Annotated in this window: 15 protein-coding genes; 9 read left to right on the forward strand and 6 right to left on the reverse strand. The window is 39.4% G+C overall.

The annotated features are described in order from the left end of the window. The 4 genes from yaaA (at position 1) to FTV27_RS06145 (ending at position 4,562) form a co-directional block, all read left to right on the forward strand. A complete protein-coding gene (gene yaaA, locus FTV27_RS06130; protein WP_180027220.1) occupies positions 1–783 on the forward strand; it encodes a peroxide stress protein YaaA in 783 nt (260 codons plus the stop codon). Positions 784–1,740: 957 nt separating this feature from the next. Next, the gene (locus FTV27_RS06135; protein ID WP_111885323.1) at positions 1,741–3,063 is read left to right on the forward strand and encodes an NCS2 family permease; all 1,323 of its coding nucleotides are present in this window, start codon (positions 1,741–1,743) and stop codon (positions 3,061–3,063) included. 66 nt (positions 3,064–3,129) lie between these two features. Next, positions 3,130–4,131: an adenosine deaminase gene (locus FTV27_RS06140; protein ID WP_180077549.1), complete on the forward strand. Its 1,002-nt coding sequence runs from the start codon at positions 3,130–3,132 to the stop codon at positions 4,129–4,131. Between the two features lie 56 nt (positions 4,132–4,187). Beyond that, on the forward strand, positions 4,188–4,562 hold the full coding sequence (locus FTV27_RS06145; protein ID WP_078194399.1) for a hypothetical protein: 375 nt from the start codon (positions 4,188–4,190) through the stop codon (positions 4,560–4,562). Positions 4,563–4,614: 52 nt separating this feature from the next. Here the strand turns inward: FTV27_RS06145 and FTV27_RS06150 are convergent, their stop codons facing one another. Then, the gene (locus FTV27_RS06150) at positions 4,615–5,172 is read right to left on the reverse strand and encodes a cytochrome b (RefSeq protein ID WP_180077551.1); all 558 of its coding nucleotides are present in this window, start codon (positions 5,170–5,172) and stop codon (positions 4,615–4,617) included. A 212-nt stretch (positions 5,173–5,384) separates the two neighbouring features. Between FTV27_RS06150 and FTV27_RS06155 the strand changes: the two genes are divergently transcribed. Both FTV27_RS06155 and rnhB read left to right on the forward strand, forming a co-directional pair. Beyond that, positions 5,385–5,774, forward strand: coding sequence for a hypothetical protein (locus FTV27_RS06155; protein ID WP_078189082.1), 390 nt, complete (start codon positions 5,385–5,387; stop codon positions 5,772–5,774). Positions 5,775–5,867: 93 nt separating this feature from the next. Continuing rightward, the gene (gene rnhB / locus FTV27_RS06160) at positions 5,868–6,437 is read left to right on the forward strand and encodes a ribonuclease HII (RefSeq protein WP_111885320.1); all 570 of its coding nucleotides are present in this window, start codon (positions 5,868–5,870) and stop codon (positions 6,435–6,437) included. Positions 6,438–6,529: 92 nt separating this feature from the next. Here the strand turns inward: rnhB and csrA are convergent, their stop codons facing one another. The 3 genes from csrA to alaS form a co-directional block, all read right to left on the reverse strand. Then, the gene (gene csrA / locus FTV27_RS06165) at positions 6,530–6,784 is read right to left on the reverse strand and encodes a carbon storage regulator CsrA (RefSeq protein WP_078189080.1); all 255 of its coding nucleotides are present in this window, start codon (positions 6,782–6,784) and stop codon (positions 6,530–6,532) included. 248 nt (positions 6,785–7,032) lie between these two features. Then, a complete protein-coding gene (locus FTV27_RS06170; RefSeq protein ID WP_180077553.1) occupies positions 7,033–8,313 on the reverse strand; it encodes an aspartate kinase in 1,281 nt (426 codons plus the stop codon). A gap of 346 nt (positions 8,314–8,659) precedes the next feature. Continuing rightward, a complete protein-coding gene (alaS, locus tag FTV27_RS06175) occupies positions 8,660–11,353 on the reverse strand; it encodes an alanine--tRNA ligase (protein WP_180077555.1) in 2,694 nt (897 codons plus the stop codon). Between the two features lie 933 nt (positions 11,354–12,286). Between alaS and FTV27_RS06180 the strand changes: the two genes are divergently transcribed. Together FTV27_RS06180 and FTV27_RS06185 are read left to right on the forward strand one after the other, a co-directional pair. Beyond that, positions 12,287–13,315 carry a type I glyceraldehyde-3-phosphate dehydrogenase gene (locus tag FTV27_RS06180; protein ID WP_180077557.1) on the forward strand — a complete coding sequence of 343 codons (1,029 nt, stop codon included), beginning with the start codon at positions 12,287–12,289 and terminating at the stop codon, positions 13,313–13,315. Positions 13,316–13,515: 200 nt separating this feature from the next. Continuing rightward, positions 13,516–13,818 carry a hypothetical protein gene (locus FTV27_RS06185; protein ID WP_180004122.1) on the forward strand — a complete coding sequence of 101 codons (303 nt, stop codon included), beginning with the start codon at positions 13,516–13,518 and terminating at the stop codon, positions 13,816–13,818. A gap of 162 nt (positions 13,819–13,980) precedes the next feature. On the opposite strand, the gene FTV27_RS06190 is transcribed toward FTV27_RS06185, so the two are convergent. Then, positions 13,981–14,280 (reverse strand): AzlD family protein, encoded by a 300-nt coding sequence (locus FTV27_RS06190; protein WP_078194391.1) that lies wholly within the window; start codon positions 14,278–14,280, stop codon positions 13,981–13,983. Then, entirely contained in the window at positions 14,277–15,023 is a 747-nt protein-coding gene (locus FTV27_RS06195; RefSeq protein WP_180077558.1) for an AzlC family ABC transporter permease, read from the reverse strand. The genes FTV27_RS06190 and FTV27_RS06195 overlap by 4 nt, the downstream gene beginning before the upstream one ends. 142 nt (positions 15,024–15,165) lie before the next feature. Here FTV27_RS06195 and FTV27_RS06200 point away from each other — a divergent pair, with 142 nt between their 5' ends. After that, positions 15,166–15,621: an Lrp/AsnC family transcriptional regulator gene (locus FTV27_RS06200; RefSeq protein ID WP_078189073.1), complete on the forward strand. Its 456-nt coding sequence runs from the start codon at positions 15,166–15,168 to the stop codon at positions 15,619–15,621. The last annotated feature ends 198 nt before the right edge of the window (positions 15,622–15,819 follow it).

The raw sequence follows: 15,819 nt of genomic DNA on the forward strand, positions 1-15,819 counted from the left end.
ATGCTCGCTTTAATTTCTCCAGCAAAAACTTTAGATTACGAAACCGCTTTACCGACTGAAAAATTCACTCAACCACGGCTATTAGATCATTCTGAAGAATTGATCTCAGTCGCACGTAAATTGTCGGCAAGTGAAATTTCAAGCTTGATGAGTGTCAGTGAGAAAATTGCGACTTTAAATGTTGAGCGCTTCCGAGATTGGCAGCCTGATTTTGATTTTGCCAATGCACGTCAAGCAATCTTTGCCTTTAAAGGTGATGTTTATACGGGTTTAGATGCTTATCAACTTGCAAATACAGACCTTCAATACGCACAAATCCATTTGCGTATGCTCTCGGGCCTCTACGGGTTATTGCGTCCACTGGATTTAATGATGCCATATCGTTTAGAGATGGGGACCAAGTTGCAAAACCCACGTGGACATAACTTGTACGAGTTTTGGGATAATACAATCACCAATCTCATCAATGACGATTTGGAAAAAGCCGGCTCTGAACTTTTGGTCAACATCGCTTCAGATGAATACTATAAGTCGGTCAAAGAATCAAAAATTAAAGCCGAAATCATCAAACCTGTTTTTCTCGATCAAAAGAACGGCAAATATAAAGTCATCAGCTTCTATGCCAAAAAAGCACGTGGCCTAATGGCGCGTTATTTGTTGGAAAATAAAATTGAACGTATTGAAGATATCAAGTCGTTCAATACCGATGGTTATTATTTCGATGCAGAGAGTAGCTTAAAGGGCGAATTGGTCTTTAAACGAGACGAACAACAAGCCGCTTAATTTCGAAATTGAAAAACTTAGACCGAAAAGAATATGAATAGCCGCTGCTTAGAACTCAGCGGCTTTTTTTATCTTCTTCATTCGAGATGTAATGGTGGGTCTGTGAAATTGATCGTGCTTTAAATTTCGCAGGTGAAATGATCTATGATTTGAGGCTTTTTGCGGAAAAGGCTTCGAAAAAACATTCAGTTATTATCTTGTCTATCAGTCTAAAATATATTACAAAGTTAACATTGATCGAACAAATAGCTTATTAAATGACTTAATAAGATATAAAATTGTGAAATACATCACTTTTTTGTTTAAGTTTTTTGTTATTATAGCTAAATATTTAAACATGAATAAAATTTTGTTATGAAAAAAATACTGATACCAATTTTTATACTCAGCATTGTGTTTTTAGGGTTTAGTGTTTATAAGAATGCAGAGTTAAAGCGACAGCAAGAAATTAATCAGGTGTTCAATGATGATTTGAGCGCATCACCTTATATGCGCTAAAAAAAATCAATCTTGCTGCTTTTGCATTGAGCTCAAGCATGGTCTTGAAGTGTTCGTTTAAATATTGATATTTTATTTTTATATATAATAATTTGAAACTTTATAAAGAAAACAATGTCTTAAATTTACTAAATTGAAAAGCGATGAAAATGTGGAAACATTAAAAAATCAATGTGTTATAATTTGCCGAAATTAATTTGATCAGTATTTATTGATATTAAATACGAATTAAATGACATAAATAGAGGAGCTGCATAGGTTTATGCAGCTTTTTTGTTTGCAAATTTCAACATTTGTACCGTGTTGTATGTTGTTGAAAATAGGATTTTTTAAAGCCTACAATCTGCCGAATTGGCATATTCGTTGCTTAGGCATACACAAAATTAATGATGAATACATGACATGATTAATTTTGTGGAATGCTTATATGCATAAAGTTTACTTCATAGGGGCTAGGTCATGACGACTCCTAATCCATCTTCCGAGAACATGCTTGAACGTCTGTTTAAACTGAGCGAAAACAAAACCAGTTTCAAAACAGAAGTCATTGCAGGTGTAACTACTTTCTTGACAATGTGTTACATCATTATTGTCAATCCAATGATTTTGTCCGAAACGGGTATGGATCATGGCGCTGTTTTTGTCGCAACCTGTCTAGCAGCAGCCATTGGCTGTTTGGTGATGGGGCTTGTTGCTAACTATCCAATTGCCTTAGCACCCGGTATGGGCTTAAACGCTTACTTTACCTATTCTGTATGTTTGGGGATGGGCGTGGAATGGCAAACTGCTTTAGCAGCTGTTTTTGTCTCTGGCCTTGTTTTTATCGCTATCAGCATGTTCAAAATCCGTGAAGCGATTGTCAATGCGATTCCAATGTCGCTTAAACTGGCGATCGGCGGCGGTATTGGTTTATTCCTTGCACTGGTTTCTTTGAAAAATGCCGGCATTATTGTTGATAACCCTGCAACATTGGTTAGTCTGGGTGATTTAAAACAGCCGTCTGTCTTGTTGGCTTTACTTGGCTTCTTGATGGTTGTGGTTATGCATCACTTCAAAGTACGTGGTGCAATCATCATCAGTATTTTGGTGATTACTGCAATTTCAACCCTACTGGGCTTCAACGAATTTAAAGGTGTTGTAGGTGCTATTCCTTCAATCGCTCCAACATTCATGCAAATGAACTTCGAAGGTCTATTCACAGCAAGTTTGATTGGCGTAATCTTTGTATTCTTCTTGGTTGATTTATTTGACTCTACAGGTACATTGGTCGGTGTATCACACCGTGCAGGCTTATTAAAAGACGGTAAATTACCACGTTTGAAGAAAGCATTATTTGCTGACTCATCTGCAATTGTTGCGGGTGCGGCATTGGGTACGTCTTCGACTACGCCTTATATTGAATCATCAGCAGGTGTTGCTGCCGGTGGTCGTACAGGTTTAACTGCAGTTGTAGTTGCTGTATTGTTTATTTTGGCATTGTTCTTAGCACCACTTGCTCAGTCTGTACCAGGTTTTGCAACTGCGCCAGCATTATTGTTTGTTGGTGTGTTGATGATTCAAGGTATCGTTCATATTGAGTGGGATGATATTACTGAAGCAGTCCCTGCATTCTTGACAATTGTATTTATGCCGTTTACCTATTCAATTGCAGACGGTATTGCAATGGGCTTCATTAGCTATGCATTGGTTAAATTGCTTACAGGTAAGGCGAAAACTGTACCATATATGGTCTGGATTATTGCTGCACTTTGGGCATTAAAATTTGCTGCATTTGGCGGTTAATACTGTCAAATAGCGAAAGGGTGTAAACTCCGTTTGCACCCTTTTTTATTTTTATGAGGATAAAAGATGGATCAACTTGAGCTGATTCGCGCTTTGCCAAAAGCAGAGCTACATGTGCATATTGAAGGGACATTTGAGCCTGAACTCATGTTTGCAATTGCCCAACGCAACAATATTGCAATTCCTTATCAGTCAGTCGAAGAATTAAAAGAAGCGTATAACTTTCATAATTTACAGTCTTTTTTAGACATTTATTATGCAGGTGCAAATGTACTGATTCATGAGCAAGATTTTTATGATTTAGCATGGGCATATTTAGAAAAATGTGCAGAAGATCATGTGGTTCATACTGAAATGTTCTTCGACCCACAAACTCATACAGATCGTGGCGTTGCTTTTGAAACGGTTTTGAATGGCTTACAACGCGCTTGTGATGATGCCAAAGTAAAACTGGGCATTAGCTCACATCTGATTATGTGTTTCTTACGTCATTTATCTGAAGACGCAGCATTTGCAACATTAGAACAAGCTTTACCATATAAAGATCAAATTATTGGTGTTGGTTTAGATTCGAGTGAAGTGGGTCATCCACCATCAAAATTCGAACGTGTTTTTGCCAAAGCACGTGAAGCAGGTTTTCTTATCGTTGCGCATGCAGGGGAAGAAGGTCCAGCAGAATACGTATGGGAAGCCTTGGATCTACTGAAAGTAAATCGTGTTGACCATGGTGTACGTTCAGAAGAAGATCCAGCCTTAATGCAGCGTTTAATTGCAGAGAAAATGCCATTAACCGTTTGCCCGCTGAGTAATTTAAAACTTTGTGTTGTGAATGATATGGCTGATCATAATATTCGCCGACTATTGCAACAAGGTGTGCATGTGACCGTCAATTCAGATGATCCATCTTATTTTGGTGGTTATATGAATGATAACTTTATTGCGATCACCGAAGCTCTTGATCTAAGCAATGCAGAGTTAAAGCAACTGGCAATTAACTCTTTTGAAGCATCATTTATTTCAGATGCGGAAAAACAAACTTGGATTAAAAAGATTGAAGCGTTGAATTAATAATCAGCGTATAATCTCAGGCAGTGAATATTCACTGCCTTTTTTATGTTTAAATCATGCTTTTCTCTCATTCAAATCGCTCTATATTTGCCTCATCGATTACATTTTTAGCCGTAGTATTGATTTCATCGGCTGCTATTGCAGATAAATCAAGTTTAAGTCAGCGTATGCTAAAGCCCGTGATTGAATATCAATGCTCGCAAGAGTTAAATAGTTCTAAAATTTGGAAAGGTGCTGCGTTGTTTATGAGTGCTCAACAGAAAAAAGACAATCAAGCTGCGATTTGTCAGTGCGTGAGTGAGCATGCTATGGATGATATCGGTGCAAAAGATCTGATGACTGCTGCAGTGAATGAAACTGAAAAGAATAAACTGATATCTAAAGCGGTTTTGAATAGTATGCGCGGCTGTGCTCAGCAAGTGCTGAATTAAAAGATGATGCTCAAAATAAAAGCCACATGATGTGGCTTTTATTTTGTCTTTATTAGGGTTTTGGTTGTCGTGTCATGCTTTTGAGCACATGGTCTTTATCAATAAAATGATGTTTCAGCGCTGCCAAAATATGACCCACTAAGAGCAAGCCTGCTGCCCAAGAAATCCAAATATGTAATGGTTTCACGATGGCTAATAATTCAGGATTATCTGGTACCAAGCGGGGTATTTCAAACAAATACAATACAGGAGCAGGGTGACCTGCACTCCAGCTAAATAAGCAACCTGTAATCGGTAAAGCCAGTAGTACAAAATAAAGTGCTAAATGACCCAAATGTGCCAAGGTTTTCATGCCGGAGGACATGTTGTCAGGTAAATCTGGAGCGGGGTGGGTATAGCGCCAAAAGATTCGTATCACCACTAAAAAAATAATCGTAGTCGCAATATTTTTATGGAGGGTAATGACTTGCCCTTTAAAGCTGCCATCTACGTCATAACTCAGAAAATTGCCACTATAAAAGCCAATTAACCATGCCACGATGAATATGATCGCCATCAGCCAATGTAAGACCTGAGCTGTTCGAGTGTAGTATTGTGTGTTATTGCTCATGTTTATTATTTAAGCGTCCAATCTTATGCAGATTCTAATACAGACCACAAAAATATGCGTCGTTTAAAATCGGGACACTGTGTTGTGAATATGCAACACAGGCTTTGATGATTAACTACACAACTACCGAATTTATTTTAAATAGTCATATCAGATTGTGTGTGATTTGGGGCACAATATGCGCGTTAATTAACAGAACAAAGGAAATATTCGTGAAAAAATTAGTTGCTGTTCTAGCGCCATTAGCGCTTGTACTTTCTGCATGTGCTGCGACTGGTACAACAGGTACAAGTACATCTACAGGTACAACTTCAGCAAACAGCTTGGCAATGATGGCTGTTAAAGTGGGTGTTCAAGCGAAATGCGTGACTGAGCTAAATAACAACAGCTACTGGAAAACAGGTTCAAAACTATTAACAGAAACTCAAAAATCTGAACTACAAACTGAAGTGTGTTCATGTGTAGGCGAGAAAGCGACAACTAGCGTGACTGCAACGGATTTGGTTGTAGCAGCAATGGATAAAACTTCACAAGCAAATCTTGCGGCTAAAATTGTGACAAATACTTTAAATGCTTGCGTGATCGAAACATTTAAAAACTGAGATTTAGAACAATTTATACGACCCAAACATTGGTATTGCTGAGTATTAGCAAATCCAAATTAAGGGTCGTATTTTATTTTGAGTGAGAGATATATGAAAATTGCTGGTGCAGATGAAGCGGGTCGCGGTCCATTGGTGGGTTCGGTTGTGGCGGCAGCTGTCATTTTAGATCCAAATAACCCGATTGAAGGTTTAAACGATTCTAAGAAACTCACTGAAAAAAAACGTGAAAAGTTATTTATTGAGATTCAAGAAAAAGCCTTGGCTTGGGCGATTGCTGAAAGTTCTGCACAAGAAATTGATGAGATCAATATTTTGCAGGCATCGTTACTTGCAATGCGTCGTGCAGTCGAAAAACTCAGTGTGCAGCCAGAACACGTGTTGGTCGATGGTAATAAAGTCCCAACCGGTTTAGCGATGAGCTGTGATGCTGTGGTAGGCGGAGATGCGATTCATCCAGAGATTTCGGCTGCGAGTATTTTGGCAAAAGTGACTCGAGACCACGAAATGGTTGAGCTAGATGCAAAATATCCACAGTATGGTTTTGCAAAACACAAGGGCTATCCAACCAAAGCACACTTTGAAGCAATTGCGCAGTATGGGGTGATTGATGAACATCGCCGCAGTTTTGGTCCCGTACGTAAAGTTCTAGAAGGGCAGTAATAAAGCTTAGTTGAACGTCTATAGTAAAAGCATGTTCTAGATAAATTTAAAGCGGCCTAATGAGCCGCTTTATGATTTAAACAACTTAAATCTTAGCGATTATAGTTATTTTGGGAATAATCAGTTTCTTCAAAAGATGGCTGATATTCTTGATCAATGTTTTGGAGATGTTCGTGCATTGCGCGTTCATGTTGAATTCGTTGGTAAATTTCTTCACGATGAACAGATACTTCTTTTGGAGCATTCACGCCAATACGAACCTGATTACCTTTAACACCAAGTACAGTCACGCTAACTTGGTCTCCAATCATTAATGTTTCTCCGACACGACGAGTCAGAATCAGCATGTTTCTCTCCTTGCAAAATGCAAAACCTGCAAATGATCTGTTATGTAAAATTCATAACTTGTAAAAGCAAAAAATTTAGCAGTGCATCTGAAACAATCATTGTGACAGTCGCAAACTGAGTAAATTTTAAAATCCTCAGGTTTAATATAACAGAGCCACTATAAAAAAAACTATAGTGGCTCTGAATTTTTACGATGTTTTTCAAAATCTGTCTAACAATGACAAATTTTGACACACAGCAAGGTTAATTAAGCACGTGCGCTTGATTCACCTGTTTCACGGTCTAGACCGAATACAGTGTGTAGAGCACGTACAGCAAGCTCTAAGTATTTCTCATCAATAATCACTGAAATTTTGATTTCAGAAGTCGAAATCATCAAAATATTAATGCCTTCTTTTGCAAGAGCAGTAAACATTTTGCTTGCAACACCTGCGTGTGAGCGCATACCAACACCAACAATCGATACTTTTACGATGTCTGCGCGAGTTGCAACTTCACGTGCACCAATTTCTTGTGCAGTCGCTTCAAGAATGGCTTTCGCTTTTGATAATTCACTACGGTTAACTGTAAATGTGAAATCAGTTGTGCCGTCTTCTTCAACGTTTTGGATAATCATATCCACTTCAACATTGGCATCACCAATTGGTGAAAGGATGTTTGAAGCGATACCTGGTTTATCCGGTACACCAAGAATAGTTAATTTAGCTTCATCACGGTTGAACGCGATACCTGAGATGATTGGTTGTTCCATGTTGTCTTCCGCTTCAGTGGTGATTAGTGTCCCGACGTTTTGTTTAAAGTTTTCGTCGAATGCGCCATCATCGTCATTATCAAAACTTGATAATACGCGTAAAGGCACTTGGTATTTACCGGCAAATTCTACAGAGCGAATTTGAAGGACTTTAGAACCAAGTGATGCCATTTCAAGCATTTCTTCAAAAGAAATACGATCAACTTTTTTCGCTTTTGGAGCGACACGAGGGTCAGTGGTGTAAACACCATCAACGTCTGTGTAAATCTGACATTCATCAGCTTTAAGTGCAGCTGCCAAGGCAACACCCGAAGTGTCAGAACCACCACGACCTAGAGTCGTAGTGTTACCTTCGGCATCAAAGCCTTGGAAACCTGCCACTACAATGACACGTCCAGCGTCAAGGTTTGAAGTCAATACATCCGTATCAATCGCTTCAATACGCGCCTTGGTAAATGCGCTGTCGGTTTTAATACCGACTTGACGGCCTGTAAGTGATTTAGCTTCAACACCAATAGAGTTAAGTGCCATTGCTAACATAGAAATCGTTACCTGTTCACCCGTAGACACCATTTGGTCTAATTCGCGTGGATCAGGGGTTTCGGTAATGGCTTTCGCTAAAGCAAGTAGACGATTGGTTTCGCCACTCATTGCAGATACAACAACCACAACTTTGTGACCGTGATCATGCCAACGCTTTACACGACGAGCAACATTTAAAATGCGCTCTGGAGTACCCATTGAGGTACCGCCATATTTTTGAACGATTAATGCCATAACTATCCTTACCAAGTAAATAAGTCTAAAGACTTAAAGCACTTACACATATTTTAAGACCGCACTTCAGCGCGATTTTAATATACCACGTAGCTCATGAACTCCAAGGTAGGAGGAGTTCAAATAGATACTTTGTGTCTGCAGGGGATTCACATGAACCCAGCCTTTTAGACTCCATTTTCATCATTTAGCCAGAGGTTGAATATTGGTTTCAACATGATGATTGAGTTTGCGCTTTCACGCATCAACAGTGTTTAAGCAGGATCCAGCATTAAAAAACACACTGCTTAAACCTGTTGATTTGCTCAAAGGAGGTGAGTCACTTTGAGCTATAGGACTTTTGGTCTTATTTTGCAGCTAACCATGCAACGAGGTCAGTCATTACCGCTTCAAGTTTGTCGCTATAAGGCGCACCACCTTGAGCCATATCAGGTTTACCACCACCTTTACCGCCAAGTTCTTGACCAAGGTGTTTGATGATGTCACCTGCTTTTACAGCAGCAGTGTATTCTTTAGCAACCGAAGCAATGAGGCTCACTTTGTCGGCATCAACCGCTGCGATCACGATCACAGCATTGTCTAACTTAGATTTCACACCATCGTGCAAGTTGCGAAGTGATTTCGCATCTACACCTTGAACCGTGGTGATTAATGTTTTGCGGCCAGCAATCTCTTGAACTTGACTCAATAACTCAGCGGCTTGGAAGCTTGCCAATTTTTGGTTCAATTGTTCAATTTGTTTTTGCAAGCTAGATGCTGTGTGAGACAAAGCTTCAACTTTTTCTAAAGTTTGATCTTTTTGCGCTTTCAGCAAATCGTTGATTGCATGAATGTCACGATCTGCTTTTTGCGCAGCTTCAACAGCTTTAGTACCCGTAACGGCTTCAATACGACGTACGCCTGCAGCAACACCGCCTTCAGAAGTGATTTTGAATAGACCAATATCACCGGTGCGTTTTACATGAATACCGCCACAAAGTTCGATAGAGAAGTTTTTCTCATCTTTGGTTGTACCCATTGAAAGTACACGTACTTCGTCACCGTATTTCTCACCGAACAACATCATTGCGCCTTTTTCTTTGGCCGCCTCGATGTCTAAAAGTTCAGTTGAAACAGCAGTATTGGCAATCACTTCGGCATTGACAATGCGTTCAATTTCTTGAAGCTGTTCAAATGAAACAGGTTGGTCATTAGCAAAGTCAAAACGTAAAAGTTCGCTTGCAACCAATGAACCTTTTTGCTGTACGTGCGTACCTAAAACTTGGCGAAGTGCTGCATGTAATAGGTGAGTTGCAGAGTGGTTGCGTGAAGTTGCTTCACGGATATCCGCTTTAACAATCGCCTCAACTGCTTGAGCTGCTTTTAAGTTACCCATGGTCACGATGCCTTGGTGTACAAAAGCGCCGCCTGATTTTTTGGTGTCTTGAACTTCAAAAATACCAGTTTCGTTTTTGAAGATACCTGTATCGCCAACTTGACCGCCACTTTCTGCATAGAAAGGAGTTTGGTTTAGAACGATTAGTGCTTCGTCACCTTCAAAAACTTCATCAACTTGTTCGCCGTCTTTGTAGATTGCAACAATTTGACCTTGGCCTTGAGTTGCGTCATAGCCGTCAAATTGAGTCTCGCCTTCAACTTTCACAATTGAGTTGTAGTCGACAGCAAATTTACCAGCATCACGCGCACGTTGACGTTGAGCCGCCATTTCGACTTCGAAACCAGCTTCGTCAATGGTTAAATCACGTTCACGTGCAATGTCTGCTGTTAAGTCAGTCGGGAAGCCGTAAGTATCGTAAAGTTTAAATACAGTTTCGCCTGGAATCACTGAACCTTTAAGTTGAGCCAATTCGCCTTCAAGCAATTTCAAACCTTGCTCTAAAGTTTTTGCGAATTGTTCTTCTTCTTTCAAAAGTTGTGCTTCGATACGTGCTTGCTGTGCAGCAAGCTCAGGATAAGCAGCGCCCATCACGTTGATGAGTGGTTGCAACATTTTATGGAAGAATGAACCTGTTGCACCCAATTTGTTACCATGACGTACTGCACGACGGATAATACGGCGAAGTACATAGCCACGGCCTTCGTTAGACGGGTTAACACCGTCTGCAATCAAGAAGCAGCAAGAACGTGCATGGTCAGCCACAACTTTAAGTGAAGCAGGGTAGTCAACTGGTTTGTTTTCTGCTTGAGCTTTTGCTTCAAGTTCAGTGGTATCTAAACCAATGATTTCAGCAGCAGCTTTAAGTAGGTTTTGGAATAGGTCGATTTCGTAGTTTGAGTTTACATGCTGTAAAACTGCAGAAATACGCTCAAGGCCCATACCTGTATCTACAGAAGGTGCAGGAAGGGCATGCAGAACACCATCAGCGGTACGGTTGAACTGCATGAATACGTTGTTCCAAATTTCGATGAAACGATCGCCATCTTCTTCAGGAGTGCCCGGTAAGCCGCCCCAAATGTGGTCACCATGGTCAAAGAAGATTTCAGAACATGGACCACAAGGACCTGTATCGCCCATTGCCCAGAAGTTATCTGAAGCGTATTTTTCGCCTTTGTTGTCACCGATACGGATAATTCGTGAAGCGTCTAGACCAATTTCTTTGTTCCAGATATCAAATGCTTCGTCATCTGTATGGTAAACAGTGGCATAAAGTTTATCTTTTGGCAGACCTAACCATTTTTCGTTGGTTAAGAAATCCCAAGCAAATGTGATGGCATCACGTTTGAAGTAGTCACCAAATGAGAAGTTACCCAACATTTCAAAGAACGTGTGGTGACGTGCTGTATAACCAACGTTGTCTAAGTCGTTGTGTTTACCGCCGGCACGGACACATTTTTGTGAAGAAGTTGCACGAACGTAGTCACGTTTTTCAAGACCGAGGAAGCAGTCTTTGAACTGGTTCATACCAGCATTTGTGAACAATAGTGTTGGGTCGTTGGCAGGTACCAGAGAACTCGACGCGACACGTGTATGCCCTTGCGATTCAAAGTAGCTTAAAAAAGCTTCGCGAATTTCAGCTGATGTCATAAAACGAGTACTCACAACCAAGTCTCTCCTAATTTCGATTTGGTAATAGCATATCAAGCAAGTCTTACAAAATTTTAAAGCTGGCTTGAGATGCTGACATAAAATTTAAAAACGCTAAATTATAACGGAAAAAGGTGTAGTGACCAATGATTTTCGGCTATCTCTATGACTTTTTATATGTTTTAAATTTAGCACCTATATTTTTAGATTTTTAAACCTTTGGAACGCTGAAAGTATTTATTGATTAATCTTGTGAGCGCACTGTTGCTGCGTTTTATTTACTGATGTTGCGCAGTAACATCAGAAGCGCAATTTGATTCAAATAAAAGAACGATACGCGGTAACGTCATGCGCAAGTGTTTGAGATAGTGCTACTTTTAATCAAAAATGTTTTTGCGATATTTTTAATAATTTGACGCTAGTGAAAGAGTTTTGTCGGTGAGGTGCATTGCACGGCAAGTTGGTTTCCTTGCGAAGCACGCTTCTCATTTTGCCGAATGAGAAACAATGTTTCGTAAGAGTACCTCCAGCCGAAGGCTAATCCCTTTATCAATTCAAAAATGTAAGACTCCGTCGAATAAACTTAAAAAGCATTTTAAAAATGCTTAATTACTTTTTCGTGCATAACATCAGTTATTTATATGTCTTGAAAAGTTTTAAAAGTTCAAATTCAGCACGTTGATGAATGCTCTACATGAAGGTGCATTGCTTTTATATTTTTCAGTTCATTGGGAAAATTGCATGTTTGCATCCATTTTATTAAGAGTGATTGAACTTGATCTTGGTGCTGTACATTTTCAGTGAAGCTAATATTTGGATCTATACAGGCATTAACGCTTTATAAAAATATAGCCCAATAAGCATTAAACGAATAAATGATAACGTTTTCATGTTGAAATCCATTAACATATAGATGCTTTATTTTTGTTTTAAAACGAAGGATTGGTCATGCAGCGAGTGGCAATTAATGGATTTGGTCGAATTGGACGCAATGTATTACGCGCTTGGTTTGAAAATCCAAAGGAATTTCACTATGAAATTGTTGCCATAAATGATGTCGCTGATGTGGAAACCATGGTGCATTTGTTTAAATACGACACCACGCATGGTCGTTTTGCAGGCCAAGTCGACATTCTTGAACAAGATGGCGCTATTTTTCTAGAGATCTCTTGTGCCCAAGCACATCTCAAAGTGCAAGTTTTAAATGAAGCACAGCCGAGTCTTTTGCCTTGGCAGCAACTGAATGTCGATGTGGTACTCGAATGCACAGGTTTATTTAGATCGCGAGAGGCAGCTACACAGCATATTGGTGCAGGTGCCAAACGTGTGATTATTGGTGCAGCACCGTTTGACAGTGTTGATGCTGCGATCGTGTATGGTATTAATCATCGTGAAGTAAAAGCGACTGATCAAATTATTTCCAGTGTGTCTTGTACCACGCAGGCTTTGGTGCCCTTAGTCAAAATTATTGATGATGCCTTTGGTATAGACACCGCACTGATGACAGAAATTCATGCTGTGACTGCGGATCAGTCTGTATTGGATCATGCACATCGTGACTTACGTCGGGCGCGAGCTTCGGGTCAAAATATTATTCCAACGACGTCTTCTGCTCTAGGGGCATTGAAACGGGTCATGCCGAAAATGGAAGATCGAATCGATGGCTATTCGATTCGTGTACCGACGATCAATGTTGCTGCAATCGATTTAAGTTTTGTGTCCCAATCGCTTATCACCAAGCACGAGTTAAATGCAGTGTTAAGCAACGCTGCACGTTTTGATTATCATGAAATTATGTCAGTAACCGATGAACCTTTGGTATCAAGTGATTTTAATCATTCACCTTATTCATTGATTGTCGATTTGAATCAAACCATGGTGGTAGGAAAACAAGCAAAAGTTTTCGCATGGTATGACAATGAATGGGGTTATGCGAATCGCTTGCTCGATTTATGTGAAAGTTTTCATTCTCTATAAACATTCAAATTTATCCAATATAGAAAACATCTACTAGCTTGTAGATGTTTTTTTATTTTCTAAAATTAGATGAAAAATCATACTTAATGACCTACATTTGGCTCGAAAATATTGAAAAACTTTAAAAAATATTCAAGCACAGCCGATTTATTGTTTAAGATGAAAGTCAAAGAAATATATAAAGAGTATTGAACATGATGTTGATGTTACTTTGGGGATTTATTTTATTATTGGCGCTGGCGGTTATATTTTTAATTTGGCTACAGTTTAATCGTGACGTATCGCAGTCTACCGCGCATGAAACCTTGCCACTTGAAGAAAAAGTGGTGCATCTAGAAGCCAACCTGAAAAAGACCTTGGAAATTATGCAAGACCTTGCAAAGAAAATGCATATCCAGCAAGAAGTTCTAGATCAGACCGCTCATAAATTACAACAAGTTGAATTGCAAAATGCAGAGTTGGTGAACCTTTTGGCAAAAGTGGTCAAGACTGATCAAAGTTAATCGAAAAATACAAAAGACTACCCATACCTCGATATTTACTAAATGCATGTGATCTCAAGGTATAGGTATTTTTTATCCAATAAGATGATTCCTAATATTCATCATCATTGGGTTTAAATCGTAGTTCTTTCGTTATTCAAAACATGATCGCGTATTACTTAGTTAAATCAAAATTTGTCTTAATACTGCTGCTGAAAGCATGCTAATCACAACGGTAGGCAATAACGAAAAACGTGATGCTGCAAATAGGGTAATGGCTATCGCAATCAGATCGGCAGGATTATCTTTGACAAAATAGGGCGCAATCACTGATATCAAAACACAGCCGGGGACAACTTCCATAATTTGACGTTGTTTGTTGGTGAGGCTACGGTTTTTCAGTAACACATAACCCAAGATGCGGGTCAGGTAAGTGGTTAAGGCTATAAATAGAATCGCGATCAGGGTGCTAGTGTGGATCATGCATCATCTCCAATTAGGAAAAATGCAGAAGCAATACCCGTAACTGCGCCAATCGGAACATACCAGCCCGCTGGGAGATAAAAATACGCCAGAGATGCGGCAATCAAACTGACCAGCCATGGGCGCGCCGCTTTAAAGCCTTTCCACATACCACGCAGTAAAACAAGAAATACAGCAGGGAAGGCCATGTCAAAACCAAGTCGACTAATATCGCCAAGTATCGGTCCAATTATTGCCCCTAGCGTGGTAAAGCCAACCCACATCAAATATAGAGCACAGCATAAGCCTGCATAGAACATTAAACTAAAGGCGCGCTGAATTCCCAAAACATTAGATTTTTTTTGCGCATCAGCCAAACCCACAGCCCAACTTTCATCGCACATAAAAAATAAAGCGGTATAAACCGTACGATTCGGTAAATGTCGTAAATACGGGACAAGGCTCGCCCCCATTAATAGGTGCCGACTATTCACTAAAAACGTAATAAACATCAGCATGAGAATATTAGGGGGATTGGTCCAAACTTCCAAAATGGCAAATTCAGATCCACCGGCAAAGTTAAGGCCAGTCAAAAGCGGAACTTCTAAACTAGAAAATCCTTTATGTGTTGCCTGAGCACCCAAAACTAATGCAAAAGGAATAATGCCCAGCAGCATTGGAATAGATGTTTTTAGACCTCGTTTAAACTCAATAGAATGCTGTGAATGGGTGTGATTGAGTGTACTTTGTCTAAACATCAACATGACGTTTTCCATGAAGCGAGATCAAAAGCAATATTTTATGAATATCTAAGCAGCATTTGGCAGCTATTTTATGTAAGATTGCTTTTATTGTGCAATGAAATTGCTAAAATAAAGATTATTGTGAAATTTAGTGCCTTTATTGATGGATCAGATAGATAAACGCATTTTGCAAGCATTACAGCAAAATGGAAAGCTACAAAATAATGAATTGGCCCAACTAGTTGGTTTATCACCTTCGCCGTGTTTGAGACGGGTCAAGCAACTAGAAGATGAAGGCTATATTGAGAAATATGTGGCTTTACTGAATCAGTCAAAATTGAATTTAAGTTTAACGGTATTTGCGCGGATTTGGCTAAAAGGTCAAGATGCAAAAACCGTGAATGATTTTGTCGCAGCGATTCAAACGATGCCTGAGGTGGTTGAATGTCAACTCATGGCAGGGGATTGTGACTTTTTCTTACGTATCGTCGTGGCAGATTTAGAAGCCTATCGAAAGTTTCAGATTCATCATTTAACGCAGATCGCCAGTGTGCAAAATGTAAAAACAGAGATACCGTTACAGGCCGTTAAACAAACTACAGCGCTTCCATTGGATTGATGTTCGTGTCTTAAATTAAGTTATTGAGCCTGATCATATTTATAACTTTGTTTAAAACTTCATCTCTAGAAAGTAGGATGCTTATTATTTTTTATCAAATGGTTAAAAAATAACGTTCACAGGATTTTAAAATATAAGCATAAACATATATTTAGTTGTGAAAATTAAAGCTGTTGATGAAGTAATGAATGCTGAAGC

Source organism: Acinetobacter sp. YH12251, from assembly GCF_013417465.1.
Classification (GTDB): domain Bacteria; phylum Pseudomonadota; class Gammaproteobacteria; order Pseudomonadales; family Moraxellaceae; genus Acinetobacter; species Acinetobacter amyesii.

Bases quoted from the DNA above. Each gene is read 5' to 3' on its own strand.
- yaaA (WP_180027220.1), top strand. From the start codon at position 1: ATGCTCGCTTTAATTTCTCCAGCAAAAACTTTAGATTACGAAACCGCT.
- FTV27_RS06135 (WP_111885323.1), top strand. From the start codon at position 1,741: ATGACGACTCCTAATCCATCTTCCGAGAACATGCTTGAACGTCTGTTT.
- FTV27_RS06140 (WP_180077549.1), top strand. From the start codon at position 3,130: ATGGATCAACTTGAGCTGATTCGCGCTTTGCCAAAAGCAGAGCTACAT.
- FTV27_RS06145 (WP_078194399.1), top strand. From the start codon at position 4,188: ATGCTTTTCTCTCATTCAAATCGCTCTATATTTGCCTCATCGATTACA.
- FTV27_RS06150 (WP_180077551.1), bottom strand. From the start codon at position 5,172: ATGAGCAATAACACACAATACTACACTCGAACAGCTCAGGTCTTACAT.
- rnhB (WP_111885320.1), top strand. From the start codon at position 5,868: ATGAAAATTGCTGGTGCAGATGAAGCGGGTCGCGGTCCATTGGTGGGT.
- csrA (WP_078189080.1), bottom strand. From the start codon at position 6,784: ATGCTGATTCTGACTCGTCGTGTCGGAGAAACATTAATGATTGGAGAC.
- FTV27_RS06170 (WP_180077553.1), bottom strand. From the start codon at position 8,313: ATGGCATTAATCGTTCAAAAATATGGCGGTACCTCAATGGGTACTCCA.
- FTV27_RS06180 (WP_180077557.1), top strand. From the start codon at position 12,287: ATGCAGCGAGTGGCAATTAATGGATTTGGTCGAATTGGACGCAATGTA.
- FTV27_RS06190 (WP_078194391.1), bottom strand. From the start codon at position 14,280: ATGATCCACACTAGCACCCTGATCGCGATTCTATTTATAGCCTTAACC.
- FTV27_RS06195 (WP_180077558.1), bottom strand. From the start codon at position 15,023: ATGTTGATGTTTAGACAAAGTACACTCAATCACACCCATTCACAGCAT.
- FTV27_RS06200 (WP_078189073.1), top strand. From the start codon at position 15,166: ATGGATCAGATAGATAAACGCATTTTGCAAGCATTACAGCAAAATGGA.